Source organism: Klebsiella sp. K47, assembly GCF_051858335.1.
Classification (GTDB): domain Bacteria; phylum Pseudomonadota; class Gammaproteobacteria; order Enterobacterales; family Enterobacteriaceae; genus Klebsiella; species Klebsiella pneumoniae.
Window position 1 is genome coordinate 42,826 of the sequence record NZ_JBPYUI010000016.1, and the last position, 21,463, is coordinate 64,288.

At 60.7% G+C, this 21,463-nt stretch carries 21 protein-coding genes; 9 read left to right on the forward strand and 12 right to left on the reverse strand.

Annotation, left to right across the window (positions count from 1 at the left end):
* Window positions 1–103 precede the first annotated feature (103 nt).
* Genes RRF55_RS16405 through RRF55_RS16415 form a run of 3 tightly spaced genes read right to left on the reverse strand, consistent with a single transcriptional unit; the run spans window position 104 to window position 3,105 of the window.
* Window positions 104–901 (reverse strand): ABC transporter ATP-binding protein, encoded by a 798-nt coding sequence (locus RRF55_RS16405; RefSeq protein ID WP_002892698.1) that lies wholly within the window; start codon window positions 899–901, stop codon window positions 104–106.
* On the reverse strand, window positions 898–1,926 hold the full coding sequence (locus RRF55_RS16410; protein WP_074421628.1) for a FecCD family ABC transporter permease: 1,029 nt from the start codon (window positions 1,924–1,926) through the stop codon (window positions 898–900). The genes RRF55_RS16405 and RRF55_RS16410 overlap by 4 nt, the downstream gene beginning before the upstream one ends.
* Before the next feature lie 60 nt (window positions 1,927–1,986).
* The gene (locus tag RRF55_RS16415; RefSeq protein ID WP_009308082.1) at window positions 1,987–3,105 is read right to left on the reverse strand and encodes an ABC transporter substrate-binding protein; all 1,119 of its coding nucleotides are present in this window, start codon (window positions 3,103–3,105) and stop codon (window positions 1,987–1,989) included.
* Window positions 3,106–3,376: 271 nt separating this feature from the next.
* On the opposite strand from RRF55_RS16415, the gene RRF55_RS16420 reads away from it, so the two are divergent.
* Complete coding sequence (locus RRF55_RS16420) at window positions 3,377–3,766, forward strand: hypothetical protein (RefSeq protein WP_032414637.1); 390 nt, start codon at window positions 3,377–3,379, stop codon at window positions 3,764–3,766.
* Window positions 3,767–3,945: 179 nt separating this feature from the next.
* Window positions 3,946–4,401, forward strand: coding sequence for an RcnB family protein (locus tag RRF55_RS16425; protein WP_032414638.1), 456 nt, complete (start codon window positions 3,946–3,948; stop codon window positions 4,399–4,401).
* Between the two features lie 64 nt (window positions 4,402–4,465).
* On the opposite strand, the gene RRF55_RS16430 is transcribed toward RRF55_RS16425, so the two are convergent.
* Window positions 4,466–4,591 carry a hypothetical protein gene (locus tag RRF55_RS16430; protein WP_016831715.1) on the reverse strand — a complete coding sequence of 42 codons (126 nt, stop codon included), beginning with the start codon at window positions 4,589–4,591 and terminating at the stop codon, window positions 4,466–4,468.
* Here RRF55_RS16430 and RRF55_RS16435 point away from each other — a divergent pair.
* From RRF55_RS16435 to RRF55_RS16450, 4 genes are all read left to right on the forward strand, one after another.
* Window positions 4,554–4,691, forward strand: a complete 138-nt coding sequence (locus RRF55_RS16435; RefSeq protein WP_032415644.1) for a hypothetical protein — start codon at window positions 4,554–4,556, stop codon at window positions 4,689–4,691. The genes RRF55_RS16430 and RRF55_RS16435 overlap by 38 nt on opposite strands.
* A gap of 215 nt (window positions 4,692–4,906) precedes the next feature.
* The gene (locus RRF55_RS16440) at window positions 4,907–6,085 is read left to right on the forward strand and encodes a M20 aminoacylase family protein (RefSeq protein WP_004176999.1); all 1,179 of its coding nucleotides are present in this window, start codon (window positions 4,907–4,909) and stop codon (window positions 6,083–6,085) included.
* A 19-nt stretch (window positions 6,086–6,104) separates the two neighbouring features.
* Window positions 6,105–6,881, forward strand: coding sequence for an ABC transporter substrate-binding protein (locus RRF55_RS16445; protein ID WP_002892707.1), 777 nt, complete (start codon window positions 6,105–6,107; stop codon window positions 6,879–6,881).
* A 128-nt stretch (window positions 6,882–7,009) separates the two neighbouring features.
* Window positions 7,010–7,963, forward strand: a complete 954-nt coding sequence (locus tag RRF55_RS16450; RefSeq protein WP_004147443.1) for an aldo/keto reductase — start codon at window positions 7,010–7,012, stop codon at window positions 7,961–7,963.
* A 1,088-nt stretch (window positions 7,964–9,051) separates the two neighbouring features.
* Here RRF55_RS16450 and RRF55_RS16455 read toward each other — a convergent pair.
* The 4 genes from RRF55_RS16455 to RRF55_RS16470 all read right to left on the reverse strand — a co-directional run bounded on the left by RRF55_RS16455 (window position 9,052) and on the right by RRF55_RS16470 (window position 13,698).
* Window positions 9,052–9,843 (reverse strand): MoaF C-terminal domain-containing protein, encoded by a 792-nt coding sequence (locus RRF55_RS16455; RefSeq protein ID WP_004176998.1) that lies wholly within the window; start codon window positions 9,841–9,843, stop codon window positions 9,052–9,054.
* A 25-nt stretch (window positions 9,844–9,868) separates the two neighbouring features.
* A complete protein-coding gene (locus RRF55_RS16460) occupies window positions 9,869–10,645 on the reverse strand; it encodes an SDR family NAD(P)-dependent oxidoreductase (protein WP_064153146.1) in 777 nt (258 codons plus the stop codon).
* 87 nt (window positions 10,646–10,732) lie between these two features.
* A complete protein-coding gene (locus RRF55_RS16465; RefSeq protein WP_004223434.1) occupies window positions 10,733–12,466 on the reverse strand; it encodes an arylsulfatase in 1,734 nt (577 codons plus the stop codon).
* 44 nt (window positions 12,467–12,510) lie between these two features.
* On the reverse strand, window positions 12,511–13,698 hold the full coding sequence (locus RRF55_RS16470) for an anaerobic sulfatase maturase (RefSeq protein ID WP_023316535.1): 1,188 nt from the start codon (window positions 13,696–13,698) through the stop codon (window positions 12,511–12,513).
* A 425-nt stretch (window positions 13,699–14,123) separates the two neighbouring features.
* Between RRF55_RS16470 and RRF55_RS16475 the strand changes: the two genes are divergently transcribed.
* The 3 genes from RRF55_RS16475 to RRF55_RS16485 all read left to right on the forward strand — a co-directional run bounded on the left by RRF55_RS16475 (window position 14,124) and on the right by RRF55_RS16485 (window position 17,229).
* Entirely contained in the window at window positions 14,124–14,807 is a 684-nt protein-coding gene (locus RRF55_RS16475) for a helix-turn-helix transcriptional regulator (protein WP_002892774.1), read from the forward strand.
* A gap of 117 nt (window positions 14,808–14,924) precedes the next feature.
* On the forward strand, window positions 14,925–16,097 hold the full coding sequence (locus RRF55_RS16480; protein WP_021314077.1) for an MFS transporter: 1,173 nt from the start codon (window positions 14,925–14,927) through the stop codon (window positions 16,095–16,097).
* 16 nt (window positions 16,098–16,113) lie between these two features.
* Window positions 16,114–17,229 carry a class II histone deacetylase gene (locus RRF55_RS16485; protein ID WP_004151809.1) on the forward strand — a complete coding sequence of 372 codons (1,116 nt, stop codon included), beginning with the start codon at window positions 16,114–16,116 and terminating at the stop codon, window positions 17,227–17,229.
* A gap of 6 nt (window positions 17,230–17,235) precedes the next feature.
* Here RRF55_RS16485 and RRF55_RS16490 read toward each other — a convergent pair whose 3' ends face one another.
* The 4 genes from RRF55_RS16490 to RRF55_RS16505 form a co-directional block, all read right to left on the reverse strand.
* Window positions 17,236–17,829: a DUF3156 family protein gene (locus tag RRF55_RS16490; RefSeq protein WP_064153150.1), complete on the reverse strand. Its 594-nt coding sequence runs from the start codon at window positions 17,827–17,829 to the stop codon at window positions 17,236–17,238.
* Window positions 17,807–19,306 (reverse strand): APC family permease, encoded by a 1,500-nt coding sequence (locus tag RRF55_RS16495; RefSeq protein WP_002892820.1) that lies wholly within the window; start codon window positions 19,304–19,306, stop codon window positions 17,807–17,809. The genes RRF55_RS16490 and RRF55_RS16495 overlap by 23 nt, the downstream gene beginning before the upstream one ends.
* 374 nt (window positions 19,307–19,680) lie before the next feature.
* Window positions 19,681–20,046: a cupin domain-containing protein gene (locus RRF55_RS16500; protein WP_042939236.1), complete on the reverse strand. Its 366-nt coding sequence runs from the start codon at window positions 20,044–20,046 to the stop codon at window positions 19,681–19,683.
* A 13-nt stretch (window positions 20,047–20,059) separates the two neighbouring features.
* A complete protein-coding gene (locus RRF55_RS16505) occupies window positions 20,060–21,361 on the reverse strand; it encodes an NAD(P)/FAD-dependent oxidoreductase (protein WP_004176990.1) in 1,302 nt (433 codons plus the stop codon).
* Between the last annotated feature and the right edge of the window lie 102 nt (window positions 21,362–21,463).

Here is a 21,463-nt window from a genome sequence, read left to right on the forward strand (position 1 = left end):
GGGGGGGGGGGGGTGGGGGGGAGAAGGGGAGGGGGGAGGGTTGGCTTTTCTGTGAGGAGGGGGGGGGGGGGGGGGGGGTCCCCCCCCCCCCCCCCCCCCGCGGTCAGGCCTCGCTGTCCACCAGGCCGTCAATAATCACCTGCCGCACCCCCTGCGAACAGGGTTCAATACGCCCGCGCACCCCATAGACGGCCGCCAGAGTCTCGGGGGTGATGACCGCGGCCGGGGTGCCGTCGCCGAGCAGCTGGCCCGCCTTGAGCATCAGCACGTGGTCGGCGTGACGCAGGGCAATATTGATGTCGTGCACCACCACCAGGGTCACGATGTTGCGCCGCCGGGTCTCCCGGCGCACCAGATCCATCACGTGAAACTGGTAGTTGAGGTCAAGGGCGCTGAGCGGTTCGTCGAGCAGCAGCAGGCGCGGCTGGCGGATCAGCGACTGGGCGAGACCCACCAGCTGCTTTTGCCCGCCGGAGAGCTGATCGAGGTAGCTCATCGCCAGATGGGCAATCCCCAGCTGTCGCAGCAGCGCCATCACCTCCTCCTGGCGCTGCGGACTGTGGCGTCCTCCGGCGGCGCGCTGGGCAACGATTATCGACTCCAGCACATGCAGATGCACGCCGGCGGGCAGCGTCTGCGGAAGATAGACCACCTGCTCTGCGCGACGTGAGAACGGCTGCGTCAGCAGATTTTCCCCCTCCAGCAGCAGCTCGCCGCGGCAGGGGCCCAGACCCGCCATCGCCCGCATTAACGTTGATTTACCGCTGCCGTTTGGCCCCAGCAGCGCGGTGATTTTCCCTCGCGGCAGATGGGGAACCGTCAGGTTCTCGATCACCTTGCGTCTGGGGTAGCCGGCGCTGAAGTGAGACAGCGACAGCCCGGATAATGTCTGGTCGCTCATACCTGCCCCCGATGACGTAAAATGATGCTCAAAAAGAACGGGACCCCGACCAGGGAAGTGACGATCCCCACCGGAATAATGGCCCCGGGGATCAGGTTTTTCGAGGCGATGGAGGCCAGGGAGAGCACCAGGGCGCCGATCAGCGCGCTGGCGGGCAGGTAAAAGCGATGGTCTTCGCCGAAGAGCATCCGCGCAATATGCGGCGCCACCAGGCCGATAAAGCCGATTGGCCCGACAAAGGCCACCGAAAGCGCTGACAGGATGCTGATCCGCAGCAGCGTGGTCAGGCGCAGACGGCGAACGTTAATGCCAAAGCTGATGGCCCGGTCCTCGCCCAACCGCAGGGCGGTCAGCTTCCACGCGCTGCGCAGCGACAGGGGCATCACCAGCGCCAGGGCGACCAGCAGGATGGCGACTTTGCTCCAGGAGGCGCGCTCGATGCTGCCCATGGTCCAGAACACCAACCCCTGCAGCGTGTCTTCGTTGGCGATGAACTGCAGCATCGAGACCAGAGCGTTAAAGGTAAAGACCAGCGCGATGCCGAACAGAATGACGCCGGAGGTGGCCACCTGGGTCCAGCGGGTGATGCCGTCCAGCAGCAGGGCCGCCAGCAGGGCGAAGATAAAGGCGTTGGCCGAGATAAACCACTGGCCGGGAATACCGGGCAGGCCAATACCCAGCACAATCGCCAGCGCGGCGCCAAACGCCGCAGCCGAGGAGACGCCGAGGGTAAACGGGCTGGCCAGCGGGTTATTGAGGATGGTCTGCATTTCGGCGCCGGCCAGTCCCAGCGCCAGACCGACGATAATCGCCATCACCGCATAGGGCAGGCGGATATCCCAGACGATGGCGCGCGTGCCCGGATCGGCGCTGGCCGGATCGGTTAACGTCTGCCACAGGCTCTGCAGCGGCAGACCGGAGGGGCCGAGCATAAAATCGAGTAGCAGCGACGCGACAATCAACAGCGCCAGCAGGAGGATCAGCAGCAGACGGCGACGCACGATACGGCGATAATCATTCATCACGCCAGAGGTCCCGGCGGGCAGCCCGTCGAGCACGGAGTCGGAGGTTAAACGCATGCCGGATTACTCGCTCTGCTGCCAGGAGAAGACGAACGGCTGGTCCGGCAGGTCGGTGAAATGGCGCACGATATAATGGTACGTCTCATCCGGGTTGAGATCGCCGAAGGCCTGCGGGTAGATATCTTTCGCCAGGTATTCCATGCCGACAATATTCCACGGGTGGTTATAGAAGTGGTGATAAACGCCATAGGCCCGCTTTTCCTGTACCGCCGGGATCTGGCTGACCCCAGGTCGCGCCAGCAGCGTCTGCGCCTGGGCCTTCACCGCCTCTGGCTTAACCGCATAACCCAGGGGCAGCACCTGGCTGTTGCCGCGCTTCGAGCCGGTCATGATCCAGGCGTCGGGCTTCATACTGATAATTTTCTCCAGCGAAACGAACCCGGAGGCGCCCGGCAGCAGCTGCGAACCGATATTGTTCGCCCCGACCGCCTCCACCAGCCCGCCCCAGCCGCTGTGGCCGTGAGTAAAGCAGCAGGCGTCGCTGTTGCCGGCCAGCGCTTCCACGAAGACGTTGGCCTTCGGCGTGATGGCCGCGGTTTTCTGGCGAATCGTCTGCAGCTGCTGACGATAGTAATCGGTAAAGGCTTTGGCCTGGCTCTCGCGGTTAAGGACTTTGCCCAGCAGGTCGATGCTGGGGGCGGTATCTTTCGCCGGGGCGATCTCATAGTCGACAAACAGCACCGGAACGTGCAGGGCGCTGAGCTTGTCGATGACGCCGCTCTCCATCAGCGCTGGCCTGGCGCGCAGCTGGGCGATCATCAGATCCGGCTGACGGGCGATGACGCTTTCAAGATCGACGTTCCCTTTATCGCTGAAGCCCATGTCAAGGATCGTGGCCGACTGGGGCCACGTCGTTTTCAGCATCTGCCAGGTGGCAACATCCTGCTTTTTCGCCAGATTATTCCATGCCACCAGCCGTTTAAACGGATTGTCCCGATCCAGCAGGGCGAGGGTCATAATGTCGCGACCATCCTGCAAAATAATACGCTGCGGCTCTTTGGCGAGGGTGACCTGCCGGCCGTCAAGGTCCGTGACCGTCAGGGGATATTGGGTTGCATAGCTGAGGAGGGGCGTCGCGAGCAGCGCAGTAAGTAACAGCGATCTTACTGATTTTCTTGCCATAAAATGAGTTCCGTTTGCCAATTTATAAATATAATGATTCTGAGAATTATTCTCGAGTAAACGTCAACGGCAAGTATATCAAGGGCAAATTTCATAAAATGTAACAAACATGTTGGAAATTATGCCAACGCTGACAGGGCGCGCGCGGCGGCAGCATTTTCTGCCATGGCTGGAGGTCGAAGACGTTTTTCAGGCTAATTCCTAATGTCATCCCCGGTTCGTTGTGCCATCCTGAATGCGACTCATAACACGACACGTGAGAGAGGATATTATGAAAAAAGCAATGATTGCGTTATCGGCTATTCTGGTTGCGGCTCCGGTTTTTGCTGCGACAACACATGCAACAGATGATACCGTCGCGGCGGCGAATGCCAACGCCAACACCGCTAAAGAGAAGCTGCATCAGGCCCAGCACGAGGGCGAAGAGCAGCAGCTGAAGGCGAAACACGCCGCCGAAGGCAAGCAGGACAGCGTCGGCAGCCAGGTGAGCGAAGGCGCGCAGAAAACCTGGAACAAGACCAAAGAAGGCACCGAGAAGGGGTGGGATAAGACCAAAGAGGTCAGTGAAAAAGGCTGGAACGCCACCAAATCCGGTGCGGAAAAGGGCTGGGATAAAACCAAAACCGGCGCCGAAGAGTTAAAAAATAAAGTGACTAAATAAGTCCTTTTACCTGTCTGAATAAAGGTCGCGAAAGCGGCCTTTTTTATTGTCCTTCCTCCCGCTGCCTGGCTGTTGCGCAGCACAGTAACAGCCGATGCCAGGAATCGTCCTGGTTAACCAGTTACTCACTCTTTCTTCACATTTGCCCGGTACAAAGGAGCTGAATCAGGAGGTGTACCATGAAAAAGATGATTTCTCTGGCAGTAATTTTATCCTGTGTGCTGAGCGTCCCGGCCTTTGCCGATGGCCCGAACGACGGCCATCGTCCGGGGCAACCCACGGTGTGGCAGAACGGTCCGGACCATGACGGGCATGCACCGCAGGGCGGACCTGACGCGCATCATCAGGGCGACCATGACCAGCATGGCCCGGATCGCGACGGCCATGACAAACGCGATCTGGCACGTCATGAGCAGAACCATTTCGCCTGGCGCGGGAACGATTTCCGCAAAGGCCACCCGGCTCCGGCGCCGTTCCGTGGCGATGAATATCGCGTCCGCGACTGGAGCGACCGCGGCCTGCCGCCCCCGCCGGAAGGCCATCACTGGTCCTATATCGACGGTAACTATGTGCTGATCGCCGCGGCGACCGGGATCATCACCTCGATTCTGGTAAGTGGCGCCCTCGGCCACTAAATGCGCTGCTCCGCGACGCCGGGTCAGGAAAAGCCTGATCCGGCGATGGCGCACTCGCGGAAAGCTACGGATCCAGCGCAGCATCCGGCCAGTATTTATAACCATTGATCGTTGCCTGGGTGGACAGTTCTTTTTCGGTCAGATGATAAACGTTGACCTTCGAGAGCAACGAGGCGGTATCTGACGCCACGCCGCTGGTGGAGGCGGCGATCGGCGCGCTGCAGCCCGCCAGCGCAACGATTGCGAGAAGGAAAAGCCTCTGTAATTGCCTGCCCGTTTATTTTATATAACGCTGGATGTGGCCGTGCAGGGTAGGGTAAATAACTGGAAATCCTCAAAAAAATAAACTTTTATTTTTTAATTGCACTATTTTTATTATTCATTGCGCTGTGATGAGTGAATTATTAAATAAGATGCGTCCATTCCAGGTATTAGAAATGCTGCTTGCATAAACTTTTCATCGCGATACCGTGATAAGTCCTTAATTTATTTCCCGGAGAGCGGCATGAGTGATTATGTAATTCCAGAAATTAAAGCGACGGAAGCGGAAATGATTTCTATCCGTCATTATTTACATGCCAATCCGGAATTAAGTCTTGAAGAGTTTAATACCAGCGAACTGGTCGCCAGCAAGCTGACGGAATGGGGCTATCAGGTGACGCGCGGTCTCGGCAAGACCGGCGTGGTCGGCAGCCTGAGCAAAGGCGATTCTCCGCGCACCATCGGTTTACGCGCCGATATGGATGCCCTGCCGATCGAGGAAACCACCGGTTTACCCTGGGCCAGCACGGCGCCAGGAAAAATGCACGCCTGCGGCCATGACGGTCACACCACCATTCTGCTGGCGGCGGCGAAATATATCGCCTCGCCGGCCTGTCAGTTCAACGGCACGGTGCATCTGATTTTTCAGCCGGCGGAAGAGGCTATCGGCGGCGCGGATTTAATGATTAAAGACGGCCTGTTCGAGCAGTTCCCCTGCGAACGCATCTTTGGCTTGCACAACATGCCAGGCCTGCCTGTAGGCAAGCTGGGCTTCTACGCCGGCAACTTCATGGCCTCGGCGGACACCGTCAAAATCACGATTACCGGCTACGGCGGCCACGGCGCCCACCCCGAGCGCACCGTCGACCCGATCGTCGCCGGTGCGGCGCTGGTGATGGCCCTGCAGAGCATCGTGGCGCGCAACGTGCCGCCGGGGGAAACGGCAGTGGTCAGCGTCGGCACCTTCCAGGCCGGTATCGCCTCCAACGTCATTCCGGAGAGCGCGGTGATGGAGCTGAGCGTGCGGGCGATGAAGCCGGAAATCCGCGACCTGCTGATCAAGCGTATTCACGAGCTCGCTGACTTTACCGCCAAAAGCTATGGCGCCAGCAGCGTAGTGGAGGTTTACGACTCCTATCCGGTATTAACCAACAGTCCTGAAGAGACCGATTTCGCCCGGGCGCTGGCGCTGGAGGTGTTTGGCCGCGAAGGGGTCCTGGAGTCGGTCTCGCCGATGAACGCCAGCGAGGATTTCGCTTTTATGCTGCGCGAACGCCCGGGCAGCTACTTCCTGCTCGGCAATGGCGAGAAAGGGGAGAAGGGCGGTTGCATGGTGCACAACCCCGGCTACGACTTTAACGATGACATTATCACCATCGGCGCGACGCTGTTCGCCCGTCTGGTGGAAAAACACTGTCGCTAATCTCTGGAGAAGAACGCGAATGAAAAAATCACTGTTGCTATGGCTGGCCTTAATGGCGTCGACGTCGGCGCTGGCCGAAGGGGGAAAGGAGATCCGCTTCGGCGTCGACCCGACTTTCGCGCCGTTTGAATGGAAAGATCCGCAGGGCAAGCTGGCGGGGTTTGATATCGATTTAGGCAACGCCATTTGTCAGCAGCTGCAGGCGAAATGCGTGTGGGTGGAAAGCAATTTCGACGGCATTATCCCGGCGCTGAAGGCGCGTAAATTCGACGCGATCCTTTCCGGGATGTATATGACCGAGAAGCGCAAAGCGCAGATTGCCTTTAGCGACAAGTTGTATAACGGGCCGGTGTTCCTCGTGGCGCGTAAAAATACCCTGCAAGGCAATACGCCGGAACAGCTGAAGGGCAAAACCATCGGCGTGGAGCAGGGCTCGGCGCAGGAGACGTATGTTAACCAGCACTGGCGGCCGCAGGGGATAAACATTGTGGCCTACCAGGGGGCCGATAGCGTGGTGCGTGACCTGGAGTCGGGGCGCATCGACGGCGCGGTGCTCTCCGGGATGATGGCCGACTACAGCTTCCTGCAGCAGCCGCAGGGTAAAGAATTCGCCTTTGTCGGCGGCCATCTGCAGGACGATACGCTGTTTGGCGCCGGGGCGGCGATAGGTTTGCGTAAAGACGATGAGGCGCTGCGTCAGGAAATTAACGGCGCGATTGCGAAGATTCTTGCCGACGGCACCTATAAAAAATTAGCTGGCAAATATTTTAGCTTTGATGTTTATTCCGGGACATAATGTCAGAGTGTACCTGCGGGCGTGGAGCGCCCGCCGTAAGATTCCTTTTCTGATTATCCAATCGACCTCCTCTCCTGACCCCTATGGTTACCTGAGGGAAGCAGAATATAAGCTAAGGAGTACTCGGCATGATGACACGTCCTTTGGGCAAAACCGGATTTTCCATCGCCCCATTAGTCTTTGGCGGCAACGTCTTTGGCTGGACCATCGATGAAAAAACCAGTTTTGCTCTTCTTGATGCTTTCGTTGACCACGGTTTTGACGCTATCGATACGGCGGATGTTTATTCCCGCTGGGCGGAGGGCAACCAGGGCGGCGAATCTGAAACCATAATCGGCCGCTGGCTACAGGCGCGCCCCGGCATGCGTGATAAAGTCAAAATTTTCACCAAAGTCGGCTCCGATCTCGGCCTCCCCGGCCATAAAGGGCTCAGCAAAGCCTGGATCCAACAGGCGGTTGACGACTCTCTGCGTCGCCTGAATACCGATTATATCGACCTCTACTTCTCCCACTGGCCGGATCCGCAAACCCCGGTGGCGGAAACGCTGGAGGCCTTCCACAGCCTGCAGCAGGCCGGAAAAATCCGCGCGATGGGGGCCTCTAACCTCGATGCGATGCAACTGGCGGGGGCGCTGGAGGTGGCGCGTAAGGGCGGCTTGCCTGCGTGGCAGGTGCTGCAGCCGGAATATAACCTCTACCACCGCTCTGCGTTTGAAGGTGCGCTGTGCGATCTCTGCGTCAGCCGCGATATCGGGGTGGTGACCTACTACAGCCTGGCCTCGGGGTTCTTAACCGGTAAGTACCGCCAGCCGTCGGATCTGACACAGAGCCAGCGCGGAAGCGGGATTGGTAAGTACCTGAATCCGCGCGGGATGCGGATTATCGATACCCTGGCGGCGGTCGCGGACGAGCAGGGCGCGAAGCCGGCTGAGGTGGCCCTGGCGTGGCTGATCGGCCGCGAAGGGGTGACCGCGCCGATCGCCAGCGCCACCAGCGTGGCTCAGGTGGAGAGTTTTGCCCGCGCGGCGGCGCTGAGTCTGAGCGCGGAGCAAGTGGCGCGGCTGGACGGCGCCAGCGCCTGAGGCAATCCCTCTTCCCGGCGGGGAGAGGGGGGAAGGCTAAACATGACGCGGAGCATAGGCCGGGTAAGGCGCCAGCCGCCACCCGGCAAAATAACGGCGCAACCGGTAATGCCCCTGCCCGCGCTGCGCTTAGCAGGGCTACAGCTTCTATGTTACTTCCGGGCCGATTGCGCTCCCAATTAATTGTCTGCGTTATGGCAGTCATGGTGCAGGGAGCGCACAGGGGGCGGCCAGTCGCCGCCGCCCCCTGTACCCCCGGGCTCCGGCCAGCAACATCGCCGCTGCGCGGTCCCTTCGACTTATCCCTGCAGGCTTCGGGTCGGGCCGAGGCAGCGTCCGTGCAAAACACGGCCCTCAGCCCGCATCCATGCGGGCTGCCCCGGCCTTCCGGGAACGTCTCAGCGATGTTGAGGCCGCAACACCGGCAGTTTCAGCAAGACTGGTGAATAAATTAACGACAGGTTGCGCGAATCCCAGGTCGGGTAAGGCGCCAGCCGCCACCCGGCGAAATATCGGCGCAATCGGAAATGTCCTTGCTCGCGCTGCGTTTAGCAGGGCTACAGCTTCTATGTTACTTCCGGGCCGATTGCGCTCCCGGTTAATTGTCTGCGTTATGGCAGTCATGGTGCAGGGAGCGCACAGGGGGCGGCCAGTCGCCGCCGCCCCCTGTACCCCCGGGCTCCGGCCAGCAACATCGCCGCTGCGCGGTCCCTTCGACTTATCCCTGCAGGCTTCGGGTCGGGCCGAGGCAGCGTCCGTGCAAAACACGGCCCTCAGCCCGCATCCATGCGGGCTGCCCCGGCCTTCCGGGAACGTCTCAGCGATGTTGAGGCCGCAACACCGGCAGTTTCAGTCGCACTAGTGGGTAAGTTAACGGCTGGCTGCTACGGACCGTAGGCCGGGTAAGGCGCCAGCCGCCACCCGGCAATAAAGCGGCTCTGTGCCTGATAGCATCGCCCGGTGGCGCTGCGCTTACCGGGCCTGCGAGGTGTGAGCCTGTGAGAGGCCCCGGTAGGCCGGGTAAGGCGCAGCCGCCACCCGGCGAAATGACGGGTGCGGTGCCTGAAAGCGTGCCCGGCGGCGCCCTACTATTCCTGATGGCGGGTGACGTTGAGGATCTTCGCGCTGGCGCCGACCGGAAAATTGCTGAGGGCGCCGAAATCGCTGCCCTGATAGCCCATGATCTTGCCGTCAGTGCGCATCTGCTGCAGATCGATGAGGATCACCCCCAGCGTGGGAATGATTTTCTCCCGCCAGACGAACAGATAGAGATCCTCAGCCACCTGCACATAGTGGCAGCGATCGACATCCGCCAGCCCCTTTTCCACGCCGTCCAGACACTGCCAGGCGTAAAAATTGTCGTTGAGATAGATGTGTTCATAACGCTCGGTCGGGCTGTAGGTGTACTGATTGCGCATGCCAATGAGTGCATCGGTAAAGCCCGGCAGCGGCCCCGGCTGGGCATCCAGGCGGGCGAAGACGAAACGGACCTCAACCGCGGTCAGCGGCAACCCTTGTTCTACCCGGCTGAAGGCGTCCAGCCGCGCGGCGGCTTCGTCCGGCAGCTGGCCGTATACCAGCGTGGCATTGCGCTGCGTCAGGTTGCATACCGCGCTAATGCTGGCGTTATCCCGCTCCGGGTCAAGGAAGTCGATAAACAGAATGTCCGGGCGCAGGGCGGTCGCCCGCCAGGGGGCGCGCTTGCCGTTCCAGCTTAGCGTCTGCTCATCTTCGATAACCAGCTGCTGCGGCTCGCTCCCGGCGACATAAAAGGTAAAGTTTTCGCCTGCGGGCAGGCTGGCGGTAGCCAGCAGGTTACCGTGCGGCGCAAAACCATCGGCCAGCGCGCCGACCTGGATAAATACGGCTTCTGAAGTCATAGGGGCTCCTGAACAGAGTAGGGCGTTAGGCAAACGCCAGAGTGGGAACATCGACGATGCTGGCCCCGCCGTCGGCGACCAGCGTAGCGCCGCTGATGATGGCGGCCTGCGGTGAACAGAGAAACTGACAGGCCTCGGCTATCTCCTCGGGGCTGGCGGGGCGGCGCAGCGGAACATCGCGACATACCCGCTGATAAGCCTCAGTCAGCGACAGCCCTTCCGCCTGCATCAGCGGGCGCATCTCTTCATCCGCCATCGGCGTCGTGACCCAGCCGGGACAGACGGCGTTAGCGCGTACCCCCTGGGGGCCATAATCGCGGGCGACGGAGCGCATCAGGCCGATTAAAGCGTGTTTGGCGGTGACGTAGCCGCAGGCCTGCGGCCCGGCGGCCAGAGAGGCGATGGAGGCGACAAACAGCACATTGCCGCGGCGGGCAATCAGCGAAGCCAGACAGGCGCGAACGCTGGCGAAGGCGCTGGTGAGATTGCCGTCCAGCGCCTCGCGCCATTGGCGGTCGCTGGTCTCGGCGGCGGGGCTGTTGCCCATCCCGCCGGCGCTGCAGATGAGGACATCAATCCCGTCGGTCTGGTCGAGGATCGCCGGTAGCAGCCGCTGGCGCCACACCTCGCCGTCGGCGGCATCGCCCACCAGCGCCGTGGCGCCGGTCTCATCGGCGACAGCCTGCAGCGGCGCTTCGCGCCGTCCGGTAATAAACACCCGGTCGCCCGCGGCGCGCATCAGCCGCGCGCAGGCGGCGCCAATTCCGGTTCCACCGCCGGTAATTACCACGACTCTCGCCATCCGCACTCTCCTGTAATGGGGTTTCCGATTACCTTAAAAAGCGCGTCAGGTCCCGGCTATCGCCCGGAAGAACGATAGCCGTGGTGGTTAATGGATCTCGCTCACAGGGATCGCCTGCGGCGCAGGCACCGGCTTCATGGTGGCGGGGTCGACTGCCAGATAGCGCCCGGTTTTGCTGTCGATGCCGACGTAATCGATCATCTTGCCCTGTGCCCGGGTGACCATGGTGCGCTTAGCAAATGCCTCGTAGGCCTCGCTCATGGCTTTGACCCGATCGGGATGTTCGGCCGCGACATCATGCGTCTCCAGCGGGTCGTCGTGCAGATTAAATAGCTGCCACGGCGCGTCGCCGGCGGTGAGGCCGCGCGGCACCAGCCGTCGCAGCTTCCATTCGCCATCGACCCAGGCCGCCTGATGATGCAGTTCAACCCCGTAGTTGCCGCGCGGCGGCTCCTGTACTTCGCCGGTGAGATAGCGCTTAAAGCTGACGCCGATCATCGGCAACACCGGCTTTTTCGCCAGCGACTTGTTCGGATCGATGCCGGCGAATTCATATAGCGTCGGCGCCACGTCATACACCGCCATCGTCGAGGCGTCGATTTTACCGTGGCGGGTGATCCCGGGACCGGAGATCATAAAGTCGGTATTGATGCCGCCCTGGGCGCTGGTGGTTTTGTGATAATTGGCGTAGGGGGCGTTGCTGACGTTGGCCCAGTGCGGGCCGTAGGAGACAAATGATCCTTTGCGGCCGACGTTGTCATAGCTGTTATCGAACTGCTTCCAGAATTCCGGGGTAGATTCGTAGTAGAAACCCTGCGCCGGGTTGGCGCCGTTATCGGTTAAAAAGACCAGCAGGGTATTTTTATCGCGCCCGGTTTGTTTCAGCGTCTCCATCAGGGTGCCGATTTGCGCGTCCATATTGGCGATCATCGCCGCATACACCTGCATCACTTTCGCCGTATATTTCTGCTGCTCTGGCGTTAGCGCTTCCCACTCTTTATCCAGCTCCAGATGCGGCAGCGGGGTATCGTCATGGATAATTCCCAGCGCTTTCAGGCGGGCGATGCGCTGGCGATAGACCTCGGCGTAACCCTGCTCATACTGGCCTTTGAAGCGCTTAATCCACTCGTCCGGCGCCTGCAGGGGATCATGAGGGGCGGTGAAGGCCAGCCAGGCGAAGACCGGCTGTTCCTTCGGCGTCGCTTTAATCCAGCTGTTCATCTGGCGGGCGTAGGCTTCGCTGGAGTAAAAATCATCCGGTAGGGAGACGCGCTCGCCGTCGCGGGTGTAGTAGGTGTGGAAGGCTTCAACGGTCCCCAGCGGTATCGCGTCGTTAAAGTGGCTGGTGCCGCCGCCCATAAAGGCGAAGGCGTGATTAAAGCCGCGATCTTTCGGCGTGGCGCCGGGAACAAAACCGAGGTGCCATTTACCGGCCATCAGGGTGTTATACCCCGCGTCTTTAAAGCGCTCGGCCATGGTGGTGACGCGGTCGGTCAGCCGCAGCTCGTAGCCCTCCTTGCCAATGGTGCTGTCGTACCACCACATGCCGCCCATCCCAGCCTGCTGGTTACTGTTGCCGGTGAGCAGCATTGAGCGCGCCGGGGCCGACATCGGCGAGGTGTAATACTGGCTCATGCGCATTCCCTGCTCGGCCATCGCCTGCAGGTTGGGGGTGGGGATCTCGCCGCCAAAGGGGCTGATGTCCGAGTAGCCCATATCATCGGCGATAATCACGATGACGTTTGGACGCTCCTGCTGCGCGGCGTGCGCGCCACCGGCGAGGATCATGCTGACCGCCGCGGCCATGGCTTTTTTGTTCACGACTGACTCTCCTGTTCAGAGGGGGATATCATCAGGGTAAGGCGCTACGCAGTATGCGCAGTCCCAACAAACGCGGCCCGCCAGGCCTTCAGGCCATTAAGGTCGCGGGAAAAGGGGCGTAATGGTGCGAGGATGTCGCTAAAGAAGCGGTAGTAGCCTCCGCAGAGGCGGTTGTTGCCTGCGGCGTTGAGATGCGCCGGGCAGCCGCCCTGGCAGACCATTTTTACCGAGCAAGTCTGGCATTCGCGGCGCAGACTTTTCTGCTGACCGAAAGGCAGTTGCACCGAGGCGTCGACCGCGGCGGCGAGCGTCTGCTCATCGAGGCGGCCCAGCCGATGTTCGGCGTTGATCAGGTGGTCGCAGGCGTAGAGCTGTCCGTCGGGCTCCATCACCAGGTTGCTGCCGCAGCGGGGGCTGTGCACGCAGCTGCCGCTGGTATGAGTGAAATACTGCGCCCACGCCTGTTCGATATTGATAACGAACACCCGCCCCCTATCGCAGCGCTTCCGCCACTGTCGCCAGATGCCGACCATAAAACGTCCCCAGTTATCGGCGCTGAGCTGGTATCCTTCGCGCAGGGCCGCGCCTTCGCTCATCAGCGGCTGAAACTGCAGATAGCGCGCGCCGAGGCTGACCAGCCGGTCATAAATCGCCGCCGCGTGGGCCGCCATCTCGTTATGCACCACCACCAGCAGATTAAAGTCCACCTGATGCTGATGGAGCAGGTCAATGCCGCGCAGCGCCGCCGACCAGGTCGACCGGCCGCGTTTATCCGGACGATGGTAGTCCTGCAGCGCTTCGTTGCCTTCGAGGCTCAACCCGATAATAAAGCCATGTTCGCGGAACAGTCGGCACCATGCGTCGTTGATCAGCGTCCCGTTGGTCTGCAGGCTGTTGCTGATAGTCACGCCGTCGGGGGCATAGCGCGCCTGCAGGGCGAGCGCTTTTTTGTAGAAGCTCAGGCCGGCCAGCAGCGGCTCGCCCCCCTGCCAGACAAAGTTGATTTCCCGCGCGCCGGCGGGCTGGGCGGCAATATAGCGGCGGATAAACTGCTCCAGCCGCGCGTCATCCATCTTGTTGACCGGCGTTTCGTCCTGCGGGTAATAGCAATAGCGGCAGGCGAGATTGCAGGCGGGGCCAATCGGCTTCATCAGAATATGAAACGGCACCGGCGAGCGCGGCTCAGCGGCCAGCGGAATTTGCTGCTGGCGCAGGGCGGCGATATTCAGCATCGGCTTATCCTCGGTTAATGACCGGTACTGTTGATATTATTTTGGCAACAGCGGGTCAGGCGTAATCACATGATTAAGCCGCGGCGAAAATTAAATGCATCCTGTTAAGGGTATAAGTGAAAAAAAACAAAAATCCATCGTTCTTTAGGATGAGAATCACGCGTCGGGAATAGGGTTTTTTTATCACCAGGGGCAGGTACGCCGGGTGTTAATCTTATTTGTTTATGTTTTAACGCCGCTATCGTAAAGCATGGCCGGGGTGTTTTTTAAATGCCTTATATAACAATGTATTGCTGAAAATTTTGTAACGGCTATCACATTGTTAATATGTTAATGATTGTGTTACTTAAATGTGAAATGTATGCTTCAATTATCAGTAGTCATCCATGTGTCATGTACCATCATCTCGACGGGGAGGCCCTATCATGTCTGCTTTGTTAAAAGCCAGCCGTAATGATGCGATAATAGCCCGTTGTTTACAGACTATTTCCCAGTTAATTCCACTAACTTCAGCGGTGTTTTATCGAGTAAATAATCGTTTAAAACCCGAAAACTATATATTGCATAATATTTCCGATAATACGCACCAACAATATCTGGAAAACTTCCAGCCGCTGGATCCGCTTCTGCCGTCGCACTTTAGCCACCAGAACACCACCGTGGCGGCGATGACGCCGCGGCTCTGCGACCGCAACCGGCATTACTATCATGAATTTATGTTGCCGAATAACGTGCGCGACATGACCGAGATCTTTATCCGCCGCGAGCGGCGGATCGTCGCCGGTATCTCGCTGATGCGCGACGTGCCTTTCTCCAGCGAAGAGCGCCAGCGGGCCCAGGCGGTGCTGCCGCTGGTAGAGCTGGCCATTCGCGACTGCCTGCAGGAAGAAGATGATTTGCCCGCCATCCTGACGGCGAAAGAGCGGGAAATCGTCGGCATGGTGCGCGAAGGCGCCAGCAATAAGCTGATTGCCCGCCAGCTGGATATCTCGCTCTCGACGGTAAAAACGCACCTGCGCAATATTTTCGCCAAGACCGAAGTGGTCAATCGTACCGAACTGGTTTCCCGAACCTGGATGCCGGCCGCTCAGCGTACGCTGCATCTGTAATCTGACTTTCGCATCCCGCGCGCGCCGTGGCAGCACGGCGTTTTCCTGATGCCTGTGGGTATCACTCCCTGGAGGATCCTCCGGGGGGAGGCTTTTTTGACCGGAGCACGCCCTACGATGTCGAGTACACCTCTCACTGATAATGCGCTTTCCCGGCCCGCCGGGCTGGTGGTGTCCCTGCGTTTGCTGGCGGCGATCGTTATTTTTGCCGCTATTGCGCCGGGTATTCTGATGACCGCGCCGGCGGTGGCGGCGCAGCTGGCCAGCGAATGGCAGCTAAAACCCGGGCAGATCGGCTGGCTGTTCTCAGCGGAGCTGGGGGCGATGAGCCTGGCGACGCTCCCGGCGTGGTGGTGGATGAGCCGCCTCGACTGGCGGCGGGTTGCCCTGACGGCCGGGGTGGTGTTTCTGGCCGCCAACCTCGCCTCGGCGGTGGTCACCCAGTACGAGACGCTGCTGGCGGCGCGCTTTATCGCCTCGCTGGCGGGCGGCACGTTGATGATTTTGTGCATCAGCTGCGCGGCCGGAACGCCGAACCCGTCGCGGGTCTACGCCTTCTGGGTGCTCGGGCAACTGCTGTTAGGGATGCTTGGCCTGCTGGCGCTGCCCGGCCTGTTCGCGACCTTTGGCCTGAAGGTGGTGTATCTGATCCTCGCCGCCATCATGCTCTGCTGTTTGCCGCTGGTATCCGCTTTCCCTCCGCGCTTTCAACCGCTTTCAGTCTTCCGCCAGCAGCCGTCGACGGCGCTGTGGCGTCAGGCGCTGGCGGTGCTGGCGGTGCTCACTTTCTATATCAGCCTCAGCGCCGTGTGGACCTTTATCGGCACCATCGGCAGCGCGGCGGGGCTGAGCCCGACGCAGGTCGGTCTGGTGCTGGCGGCGGCGACGGTTTGCGGCATTATCGGCGCCGGCGGCGCGGCCCTGCGCGGCACCCGGCGGGCCGATCGTTTACCGGTGTGGCTGGGCTACGGCCTGTTGATCGTCAGCGTTGGGCTGCTGATCGGCCAGCCGCTGCTGGTGCGTTACGCCATCGCGGCGCTGCTGTTTAAGTTCACCTGGACCTTCGTGCTGCCCTTTATTCTCGCCCGCGTGGCCGGGCTCGATAACAGCGGTCGGCTAATGAACAGCATCAATCTGGTGATCGGCGGCGGCATGGCGGCTGGCCCGGCGCTTGCGGGGGCCTTACTGCAACACTTCGCCAGCGCCGACCCGCTGCTGGCGGCGGCAGGCGTCTGCGCGCTGCTGTCACTGATTTTAATTGTGGCGGCGTCCGCCGCCGGGAAGGCTTAGCCCACGGGAGGATAGAGTGAAAAGAAAAACCGGTTTCTTCTTTGATGAACGTTGTTTCTGGCACAGTACCGGTCTGCACGCGGTGACGCTGCCGGTGGGCGGGTGGGTACAGCCGCCCGCCGGCGGCGGTCATGCTGAATCGCCAGAGACCAAACGGCGGATGAAAAACCTGATGGATGTCTCCGGGCTGACGCCGCAGCTGGCGCTGCGCAGCGCGGCGCCGGCGAGCCTTGAGGACCTGCGGCGGATCCACCCCGACAGCTATCTGGAGCGCTTCAAGGCGATAAGCGATAACGGCGGCGGCATGCTCGGCAAAGAGGCGCCGCTGGGGCCGGGCAGTTATGAAATCGCCTGTCTTTCCGCCGGGCTGGCCTGTGCGGCGGTGGAAGCGGTGCTGAAGGGGGAGCTGGATAACGCCTATTCGCTGTCGCGCCCGCCCGGACACCACTGCCTGCCGGACCAGTCGATGGGATTTTGTTTCCTCGCCAATATTCCCATTGCCGTCGAGCGAGCGAAAGCGCAGCTGGGGCTGGGCAAGGTGGCGATCATTGACTGGGATGTTCACCACGGCAACGGCACCCAGCATATCTACCTGCAGCGCGACGACGTACTGACTATCTCCTTGCATCAGGACGGCTGCTTCCCGCCGGGCTACGCCGGCGAGGACGATCGCGGCGTGGGCGCGGGCGAAGGTTACAACATCAATATTCCGCTGTTGGCCGGGGCGGGGGATGACAGCTGGCGCTATGCGCTGGAAACTATCGTTATTCCGGCACTGGCGCGTTTTGAGCCGGAGCTGATCATCATCGCCTGCGGCTATGACGCCAACGCCATGGATCCATTAGCGCGGATGCAGCTGCACAGCGATAGCTTCCGGGCGATGACCGAACAGGTCCAGCAGGCGGCGGATCGCCTGTGCGGCGGGAAACTGGTGATGGTGCACGAGGGCGGCTACGCCGAATCCTACGTGCCGTTCTGCGGCCTGGCGGTGATGGAAGCCCTGAGCGGCATCCGCACCGAGGTCCAGGATCCGCTGCTGGAATTTATTCAACAGCAGCAGCCGCGCGCCACGTTCGCGCAGTTCCAGCGCCAGGCCATCGATCGGCTGGCGCAGCAGTTTGGCCTGCTATAAACCACCTCAGCTTCCCCGCGGTGATGGCGGGGAAGTCAATGCTTTCTCTTCTGCGATTTCACCGCGCATCCACTGACTTACTGCCTGATTAACCATCGCCAGCACGCTGAGCAGCAGCATCCGCTGCTGCGCTTCCAGCCGCAGATAACGGCGCAGCGGCGGCATTTTACAGACCACTTCGCTGGCGGCCCAGGGTTCAATGCTGCAGCGCCAGCCGCTACTATCAAAGGTCAGCGAAAAGCGGCGGTAATCCAGCTCGCTTAAGGTCTGCTGGAGATTAGGAAAACCGTTGAGATAGCCGGCGAGTTCCGCGCTGTCTTTGCCGCCGATAAAGCGGATCGGCTGGCGTTTCCACCAGCCGGATTGATGGGCGCGAATGTTACCGCGCACGGGCCGGGTCACCGGCCCCTCGACGACAAACTCGCAGCTGTGAATGCTGGCCATAAACAGCCGCTTCTGACGCACGCTGAAGATGACGGCGGTGGCGTCGTTCAAGCGCAGCAGCGCGCTGCGTTCGCTCAGCTTTTCGCTGGGCCAGCCCGCCAGATCGCACTGCACCGCGTTCATTAACGGCGTTTCAAACCAGGGGACGGAGGACATCTGGCGTCATCTCCCCGCGGGTCTGTTTTTCATAATTGTTGATGGCGCGTTCAACCACCTCTTCCACTACCAGCGGCTTGAACGGATTGACGCGCTGCACGCACACCGTCCAGAACAGGGCGTAAGCGGCGGTCAGGCCGAGCATTATGCCGAACGGCACCAGCACCTGGCGGCTGTCCATCCCGGGCGGCGTGATATTGACGATAGCGATGATGATCCCGACGCTGGAGATAATCTGCGGCAGCGGGAACCACGGCGAGCGGTAGGCGCGCGGCAGGTCCGGGCGGCGAATGCGCAGCATCACCACCGACAGAGTAACCAGCAGATAGGCGACGCCCCAGGCGCAGACCGCGGCGAGGATCAGCGGCACGATGCGGTCCAGATCGCCGTTCAGATACCAGGCGTGCAGGCAGGGGATCGCCACCCCGATGGCAATGGCGATCACCGGCGTCTTAAAGCGCGGATGCAGCCAGGTCAGGAAACGGGGCAGCGCGCCGTCCAGCGCCATGCCGTAGATAATACGCGGCACGGCGGCCATCAGCGTATTGATGGTGGCGCAGCCGGCCAACAGTAGCCCGACCCCCAGCCAGTACTGGCCGGCGTGGCCCATCACCCGTTCGGCGAAGGCCGGGATCGCCATCGGTGTATCCAGCAGATGGACGTTGTTGGCCGCGTCGAGCACGGTATTCTCCACCTGGCGGTTGATCGCCGCGCCGTAGATAAACATGCAGCTGGCGACCCCCAGCAGGCCCAGCGCCATCGCCCGCGGTATGGTGCGGTGGGCCTGTTTGATCTCCGGCGCCATCGGCGTCACCAGTTCGCAACCGACGAACATAAACATCGCCATGCCGATATAGCCGAACAGGCCGTTGATATCGCTAACGTTCAGCGGTGTGCCGAACCAGCCGGACAGATGGGTGACCGGCGCCATAAAAATGCCGCACAGGCCGAAAATGGTCAGCGTGGTCCACATGCCGAAGGTCAGCACTACTTCGACCTTGCCGAAGATTTCCACGCCGATGGCGTTGAGCAAGCCGAAAATCACCACCATGCCGACGCCCACCATCCAGGTATTCTGGTGAGCGGCCATCTGGGCGTTAATCGACTCGAAGTTCACCAGCGCCATAATGCCCGCCAGGATCGTCTCCGCCGTCCCGGCGAAGATATGGACGATCAGATAGGCGCACAGCGCGCCGGTGATAGCGAAGAAGCGGCCCATGCCGCAGGAGATATAGTCGTACACCGAACCGGTGGTGGGAATGAGCGTCGCCGCCTCGGCAAAGGTGGTGACCTGCGCCTGCATCATAATAAAGGCCAGCAGCACCGCCAGCGCGAAGGTATCACCGCCCATGCCGAAGCCGCTGGTGACCGTCAGGATCACCGGGCTGGCCATGATCAGCCCGACGGAGCTGGCGAGGGTGGTCGGGAAGCCGACGACGCCGCGCTCAAGATGGCTGGCGAGTCTGTTACTAAACATAGTCAACCTCTGCACAATAATGGGGTAGGGCAGGGAATAGCCAGCGCCACTCCCGGATAGTCATAATTTAGGCGGGCATCCTGCTCAACGAATATCGTCCGGAAGGTGGAGGGCGGCGCATGATTCTGTGACGCAGTCGATGAATGTCGCGGCGGATAAACAATATGACCCCGAAAACCGGGGCCATCCGTCTTGCCACGTTGCGCCTGTTTCTGCCGGATGGCGGCTGCGCCTTATCCGGCCTACGGTCCGTGCGGCCTGCCTTTAATTTGGCCTCAACCCCCCCGGTGGCGCTGCCGCTTACCGGGGCTACAGCGCTGTGCGATTTGGTAGCCCGGAGAAGGCGTAATGCGCCGCCGGGCATTATCAGTTTGTTAGCGGGTCTCGACGTTCGCCAGGTAGTGCTTCACAAAGCGCGGCGTCAGAATTTTCCACTCCACTTCGGTGCCCTGTTTAACAAACCAGCTGTCGCCCGGCGCAAAGCGCTGCGGCTCGCCGCCGGCGACGGTCAGCTCCACTTCGCCCTCCAGCACGGTGGCGTGCTCGGTAAACGGATAGGTCATGGTAAAGCTCCCCTCAGTGGACGAAAACAGTCCGCAGGTAAAGGCGTCCTGCGGCTCGCCGTAGATCATCTCGCCCGCTACCTGCGGGTCGCCGGCGGTCGGCGTCGCGCCGAGCAGGCTGACGCTGCCGATCGGCTGCAGATCAGGTACCGGGTGTTTAAGTTTAAAAGCGTGCATAGCGTTCTCCTGGTTAACTCCGGCCTTTCCAGAAACCGGCGGTTTGATGCATCAGTTTTCCGGCCGTGACTAATAGCAAGCGCAGACTGTCACGACCGTGGATGGTCGCGTGGGGGATGCTGCTCAGCAGGCGATAGCGGTCGGAACCGCCGTTGATCCCTTCGGCGAGGATTTTGCACACGATGTGCGACGGGGTGACGCCGAAGCCGGAGTACCCCTGGACGTAAAAGACGTTGTTGTGATCGCGTAGGGTGCCGATCTGCGGGAACAGATTGGCGCTACAGGCCATCGGCCCGCCCCACGCAAAATCGATCTTCACATCCCTGAGATAGGGGAAGACCTCCGCCAGCAAGGTGCGGTTCCAGGCGGCGAAATCGTTCGGCGTATACTCCACAAAGCGGGTGGCGCTGCCGAACAGCAGGCGGTTTTCCCGGGTGACGCGGTAGTAGTTAATTACCGGGCGAATATCGCTGAAGGCGCCGCGCAGTGGGCTGATGCGTTCGATCAGTTCATCGGAGAGCGGCTCGGTCGACACCTGGTAGGAGTAAGTGACCAGCGTCTTGTTGTAGATCTCCGGCTCCATATTGTTGAGGAAGCTGTCGCAGGCCCACAGCAGTTTGGCGGCTTTGACGCTGCCCATCGCGGTGCGTACCCGCACCTGTTTGCCGTAATTCACTTCCACCACCGGCGAGGATTCGAAAATCTTCACCCCCAGCGAATGGGCGGCCTGCGCCGAACCGAGCAGCATATTGAGTGAATGGATCTGGCCGCCGCCCATATGTTTCAGCGCGCCGCAGTAGACCTCGGAGCCCACCACCTGCTGCACCTCTTTTCCGGTATACAGTTCGATCTCTTCATCCGGGGTAGCGGCTTTAAACTCCTTCTCCCACTGGCGCAGCGTTTTAAGCTGTCGCTGGTTATAGGCGAGATAGCCGTAGCCGGGCACGAAATCGGCGTCGATGTTGTATTTGCGGATGCGTTCGCGAATGATGCCCGCGCCGAGGTTGGCGATTTTAAACAGCGTCTCCAGCCCCTCTTTGCCGACGTGCTTTTTTACCGCTTCGATATCGTGGCCGATACCGGCCATCACCTGGCCGCCGTTGCGCCCGGTGCCGCCGTAGCCGAGATGGCGCGCCTCCAGCACCACCACGTTGGTGATCCCCTGTTCCGCCAGCTCAAGGGCGGTGTTAATGCCAGAGAAGCCGCCGCCGATAATTACCACATCGGCTTCAATATCTTCCCGTAGCGCCGGGAAATGGAGGTGATATTTCTTCGTCGCGCCGTAGTAGTTCAGCGCATCGATCTTGATGTTCATCGCGTTACCCTGTGGTCTTGCCTGGCTCAAGACCCTCATCACAGCACGCCGCGCGGGCGTTGAATATCGTCCGGAAGAATGACGTTCTTTAGAACGATAGGC